General features: G+C 71.5%; 7 protein-coding genes. All 7 read left to right on the top strand.

The features are described from left to right. On the top strand, window positions 1-536 hold a 536-nt coding region (locus tag GTW43_RS10210; RefSeq protein WP_161301323.1), incomplete at its 5' end, for a DUF1266 domain-containing protein. A 43-nt stretch (window positions 537-579) separates the two neighbouring features. Next, the gene (locus GTW43_RS10205) at window positions 580-1,164 is read left to right on the top strand and encodes a GNAT family N-acetyltransferase (RefSeq protein WP_161301322.1); all 585 of its coding nucleotides are present in this window, start codon (window positions 580-582) and stop codon (window positions 1,162-1,164) included. A gap of 364 nt (window positions 1,165-1,528) precedes the next feature. After that, on the top strand, window positions 1,529-3,226 hold the full coding sequence (locus tag GTW43_RS10200) for a nitrite/sulfite reductase (protein ID WP_161301321.1): 1,698 nt from the start codon (window positions 1,529-1,531) through the stop codon (window positions 3,224-3,226). After that, window positions 3,223-3,414, top strand: coding sequence for a hypothetical protein (locus tag GTW43_RS10195; protein ID WP_161301320.1), 192 nt, complete (start codon window positions 3,223-3,225; stop codon window positions 3,412-3,414). Before GTW43_RS10200 ends, GTW43_RS10195 begins: the two co-directional genes overlap by 4 nt. Next, entirely contained in the window at window positions 3,411-4,151 is a 741-nt protein-coding gene (locus tag GTW43_RS10190; RefSeq protein WP_161301319.1) for a phosphoadenylyl-sulfate reductase, read from the top strand. Before GTW43_RS10195 ends, GTW43_RS10190 begins: the two co-directional genes overlap by 4 nt. Beyond that, the gene (gene cysC / locus GTW43_RS10185) at window positions 4,151-4,720 is read left to right on the top strand and encodes an adenylyl-sulfate kinase (protein WP_161301318.1); all 570 of its coding nucleotides are present in this window, start codon (window positions 4,151-4,153) and stop codon (window positions 4,718-4,720) included. Before GTW43_RS10190 ends, cysC begins: the two co-directional genes overlap by 1 nt. After that, the coding region (cysD, locus tag GTW43_RS10180; protein WP_161301317.1) for a sulfate adenylyltransferase subunit CysD at window positions 4,717-5,288 on the top strand (572 nt) is incomplete at its 3' end. The genes cysC and cysD, both read left to right, overlap by 4 nt.

The following is a 5,288-nucleotide window of genomic DNA, read 5'->3' as shown; positions in this document are numbered from 1 at the left end:
TGAGCCGGGACCGTGACGTCTCGCGCACGACGCTGTACCCGTTCGCGCGGATCGACGACGCCAGCGCCCGGCACTGGCTCGCGGACCAGTGGGAGATCGCGACGCGGGAGGAGCTGCTCGTCCGGCTCGGCGGGCTGGCCCGCTCCGGGTACCGGACGGCGGCCCGCGCCCGGCTCGGGGTCGAGCCGCTGGCCTGGGACATGGCGCTGTACACGGACCTCACCCGGCGGGGCTTCGGCTGCGGGCTGCTCGACGAGGCCGACGCCTGGAACCTGCTGAAGAACGTGGTGCCGCAGCTGGCCCGCACGTACGACTCGTGGCAGGAGTACGCGGAGCACTACCTGCTCGGCCGGGCCGTGTGGCGCGAAGGGCTGAGCGGCCGGGCGTCCGAGGCGTCGCTGCCCGCCCCGCAGGAGGTCGCCGACGCGCATCTGCGGGCGCTGCTCGACCCGGACGACCGCCGCAGCCCGTGGAACCGGACGCCCTGGGACACCATCCGGCACCCCGACCGGGCGCCGGGGCGGGCCGGGACCTGACCGCCCTTGGCCCCGGTCCGTCCGGCGTGATCCGATGTGCGGCATGAACAGCAGCACCGAGACCGTCACCACCTGGTACCTCGAGCAGGGCTCACCCGCCGATCTGCGTCCCGCGGCGGAGCCCGCCGGCGACGCGGTGCGGGTCGTGCGCGCCGAGGTCCCCTCCCCCGAGTTCAACCGCTTCCTGTACGCGTCCGTGGGCGGCGACATCAAGTGGATCGACCGGCTCGGCTGGTCGTACGCGCAGTGGGAGGAGCAGCTCGCGCGTCCCGGCGCGGAGACCTGGGTCGCGTACGACCGGGGTACGCCGGCCGGGTACGTGGAGCTGGACGCGCAGGACGACGGCGCCGTGGAGATCGTGTACTTCGGCCTGATCCCGGCCTTCCGTGGCCGCCGGATCGGCGGCCACCTGCTCTCGTACGGGATCGCGCGGGCCTGGGACCTGGCCGAGCGGTGGCCGGGCCGGACGCCGACGAAGCGGGTGTGGGTGCACACGTGCAGTCGCGACGGCGAGCACGCGATGGCGAACTACGAGAAGCGCGGCTTCCGGCTCTTCCGGACCGAGACGGCCGAGGAGCCGCAGGTCGTGACGCCGGGGCCGTGGCCCGGCGCGTTCCCCGCGGTCTGAGCCGCACCCGGCCCGGGTCCTCAATACGGGCCTTCGCGACCTATCACCCGCCCACCCTGTGACCGACGCCACCATCTTCCACGATGCGAGACAATCTCGTCCGCATGGTGGACGATGGTGGACCGGGCCCAAAGTCCCATGACACGCTTCCGTCATGTCTACAGCTGGAACCGCCTTGGTGAGTCGACGTCACGTCGACTTCGGCCGCATGTCCAGCGCCATCTGTCCGGCGCGCTGACCGCACAGCACCGCCGCGTCTCCCGCTCCATCCGAGTCATCTGACATTCCCCTGCGCACCGCCGCGCCGCATCGCGAAGTGTGCTGCTCAGAGCCGCCCTCAGCCTGCCTTGAAGGACGTACACCCATGGCTGCCACCCCCGAAAAGCCCGGCACCGCCGCGCCCCGCCGCAAGGTGAGCCGTCACCGCGGCGAGGGCCAGTGGGCCGTGGGCCACCACACTCCGCTCAACGGCAACGAGCAGTTCAAGAAGGACGACGACGGTCTCAATGTGCGGACACGCATTGAGACGATCTACTCGAAGCGCGGCTTCGACTCCATCGACCCCAACGACCTGCGCGGCCGGATGCGCTGGTGGGGCCTGTACACCCAGCGCAAGCCCGGGATCGACGGCGGCAAGACGGCCGTGCTCGAACCGGAGGAGCTGGACGACAAGTACTTCATGCTGCGCGTGCGCGTGGACGGCGGCCGGCTCACCGTCGCGCAGCTGCGCGTCATCGGCGAGATCTCCGAGCAGTACGCGCGCGGCACCGCCGACATCACCGACCGGCAGAACATCCAGCTGCACTGGATCCGGATCGAGGACGTGCCCGCGATCTGGGAGAAGCTGGAGGCCGTGGGCCTGTCCACGACCGAGGCGTGCGGCGACTGCCCCCGCGTGATCATCGGCTCCCCGGTCGCCGGGATCGCCGCCGACGAGATCATCGACGGCACGCCGGCCGTGGACGAGATCCACGACCGCTACATCGGCAACAAGGAATTCTCCAACCTGCCGCGCAAGTTCAAGACCGCGATCTCCGGCTCCCCCGTCCAGGACGTGGTGCACGAGATCAACGACGTGGCGTTCGTCGGCGTCGAGCACCCCGAGCACGGGCCCGGCTTCGACCTGTGGGTGGGTGGCGGCCTGTCCACGAACCCGCGGTTCGCGGAGCGGCTCGGCGCCTGGGTGCCGCTCGACGAGGTCGCCGACGTCTGGGCCGGCGTGGTCGGCATCTTCCGCGACTACGGCTACCGGCGCCTGCGCAACCGCGCCCGCCTGAAGTTCCTGATGGCCGACTGGGGCCCGGAGAAGTTCCGCCAGGTCCTGGAGGACGAGTACCTCGGGCGCCCGCTGGTCGACGGTCCGGCGCCCGCCGAGCCCTCGCAGAAGTGGCGCGACCACATCGGCGTCCACCGGCAGCAGGACGGCCGCTTCTACGTCGGCTTCGCCCCGCGGGTCGGCCGGGTGGACGGCACCACGCTCACCAAGATCGCCGAGCTGGCCGGCGCGCACGGCTCGGACCGGCTGCGCACCACCGTCGAGCAGAAGATGATCATCCTCGACGTCGCCGAGGACCAGGTCGAACCGCTCGTCGCGGGCCTCGAGGCGCTGGACTTCCAGGTCAGGCCGTCGCCGTTCCGGCGCGGCACCATGGCCTGCACCGGCATCGAGTTCTGCAAGCTGGCGATCGTCGAGACCAAGGGCCGCGGCTCGCTGCTCATCGACGAACTGGAGCGCCGCCTGCCGGAGTTCGACGAACCGCTCACCATCAACCTCAACGGCTGCCCGAACGCCTGCGCCCGCATCCAGGTGGCGGACATCGGCCTCAAGGGCCAGCTGATGCTGGACAAGAACGGCGAGCAGGTCGAGGGCTACCAGGTGCACCTCGGCGGCGCGCTCGGCCTCGACGCCGGGTTCGGCCGCAAGGTGCGCGGCCTCAAGGTCACCTCGGCCGAACTGCCCGACTACATCGAGCGGGTGCTCACGAACTTCCAGGCGGAGCGCGAGGACGGCGAGCGCTTCGCGACCTGGGCGGCCCGCGCCTCCGCCGAGGCCCTCTCGTGAGCGGGCGGGCCGCGCCCTTCTTCTGCCCGTACTGCGGCGACGAGGACCTGCGGCCGCACGCGGACGGACACGGCGCCTGGGAATGCGCGGCGTGCAACCGCGCATTCCAGCTGAAGTTCCTCGGGCTCCTCGCCCGCGGACTCCAGCGCCACGACGGCGACAACGACAGTGGAGGGGACCGGATATGACGACCGCTCAGACTGCGCAGACCTCTTCGTACACCTACTCCGAGGACACGACCGACGCCGAGCTCCAGGCGCTCGCCGAGCGGGCCGGGCGCGAGCTGGAGGACGCCTCCCCGCTGGAGATCCTCCGGTGGGCGACGACGGTCTTCGGCTCGAAGTTCTGTGTGACCTCGTCCATGGAGGACGCGGTCGTCGCCCACCTCGCCTCGCGCGCGATGCCCGGCGTCGACGTCGTCTTCCTCGACACGGGCTACCACTTCGAGGAGACCATCGGCACCCGTGACGCCGTCGAGGCCGTGATGGACGTCAACGTCATCACGCTCACCCCGCGGCAGACCGTGGCCGAGCAGGACGCCGAGTTCGGCCCGAAGCTGCACGACCGCGACCCCGACCTGTGCTGCGCGATGCGCAAGGTCACACCGCTCCAGGAGGGCCTGACCGGCTACGCGGCCTGGGCGACCGGACTGCGCCGCGACGAGTCCCCGACCCGGGCGGACACCCCGGTCGTCGGCTGGGACGCCAAGCGCCGCAAGGTGAAGGTCTCCCCCATCGCCCGCTGGACCCAGGACGACGTCGACGCGTACGTCACCGAGCACGGCGTCCTGACCAACCCGCTCCTCATGGACGGCTACGGATCGGTGGGCTGCGCCCCCTGCACCCGCCGCCTCCTGGAGGGCGAGGACGCCCGCGCCGGACGCTGGGCGGGCCGGGCCAAGACCGAGTGCGGACTGCACGGCTGATGACGACGTCACCACGGACTTTGGAGAAGCAAGTGACCGGAGCCACCATCTGGCTCACGGGTCTGCCGAGCGCCGGCAAGACCACGATCGCCAACGAACTGGCCGCGACGCTGCGCGCCGAGGGCCGCAGGGTCGAGGTGCTCGACGGCGACGAGATCCGCGAGTTCCTCTCCGCGGGGCTCGGCTTCAGCCGCGCGGACCGGCACACCAACGTGCAGCGCATCGGCTTTCTGGCCGAACTCCTCGCCCGCAACGGCGTGCTGGCGCTCGTCCCGGTCATCGCCCCGTACGCGGACAGCCGCGAGGCCGTCCGCACCCGCCATCAGGGCGCCGGCACCGCCTACCTCGAGGTGCACATCGCCACGCCGCTCGACGTCTGCTCCGTGCGCGACGTCAAGGGCCTGTACGCGAAGCAGGCCGCCGGAGAGCTCTCGGGCCTCACCGGGGTCGACGACCCGTACGAGGTGCCCGAGTCGCCCGACCTGCGCATCGAGTCGCAGCACCAGACCGTGCAGGAGTCCGCCACGGCGCTGCGCGCACTGCTCACCGAGAGGGGACTCGCCGCATGACGACCGTAGCCTCGAACGTCTCCGAGGAGACCGACAGCCCGTACGCCCTCAGCCACCTCGACGCGCTCGAGTCGGAGGCCGTGCACATCTTCCGCGAGGTCGCGGGCGAGTTCGAGCGGCCGGTGATCCTCTTCTCCGGCGGCAAGGACTCGATCGTCATGCTGCACCTGGCGCTGAAGGCGTTCGCCCCGGCGGCGATCCCCTTCTCGCTGCTGCACGTGGACACGGGCCACAACTTCCCCGAGGTCCTCGCCTACCGCGACCGTGCGGTGGCCCGGCACGGGCTGCGGCTGCACGTCGCGTCCGTGCAGGACTACATCGACCGCGGCGTGCTCAAGGAGCGTCCCGACGGTCTGCGCAACCCGCTCCAGACGACGCCGCTCACCGAGCGGATCGCCGCGGAGAAGTTCGACGCCGTCTTCGGCGGCGGCCGCCGGGACGAGGAGAAGGCCCGCGCCAAGGAGCGCGTGTTCTCGCTGCGCGACGAGTTCTCGCAGTGGGACCCGCGCCGCCAGCGCCCCGAGCTGTGGCAGCTCTACAACGGCCGGCACGCCCCCGGCGAGCACGT

It is taken from the genome of Streptomyces sp. SID5785, from assembly GCF_009870065.1.
Lineage (GTDB): Bacteria > Actinomycetota > Actinomycetes > Streptomycetales > Streptomycetaceae > Streptomyces.
Note: the sequence above shows the minus strand (reverse complement) of the source record. Positions and strands in the feature narration are given on the sequence as shown.

What these genes read in the sequence shown, in the direction of transcription:
- GTW43_RS10200 (WP_161301321.1), top strand. Translation starts at nt 1,529, where the DNA reads ATGGCTGCCACCCCCGAAAAGCCCGGCACCGCCGCGCCCCGCCGCAAG.
- cysC (WP_161301318.1), top strand. Translation starts at nt 4,151, where the DNA reads ATGACGACGTCACCACGGACTTTGGAGAAGCAAGTGACCGGAGCCACC.
- GTW43_RS10205 (WP_161301322.1), top strand. Translation starts at nt 580, where the DNA reads ATGAACAGCAGCACCGAGACCGTCACCACCTGGTACCTCGAGCAGGGC.
- GTW43_RS10190 (WP_161301319.1), top strand. Translation starts at nt 3,411, where the DNA reads ATGACGACCGCTCAGACTGCGCAGACCTCTTCGTACACCTACTCCGAG.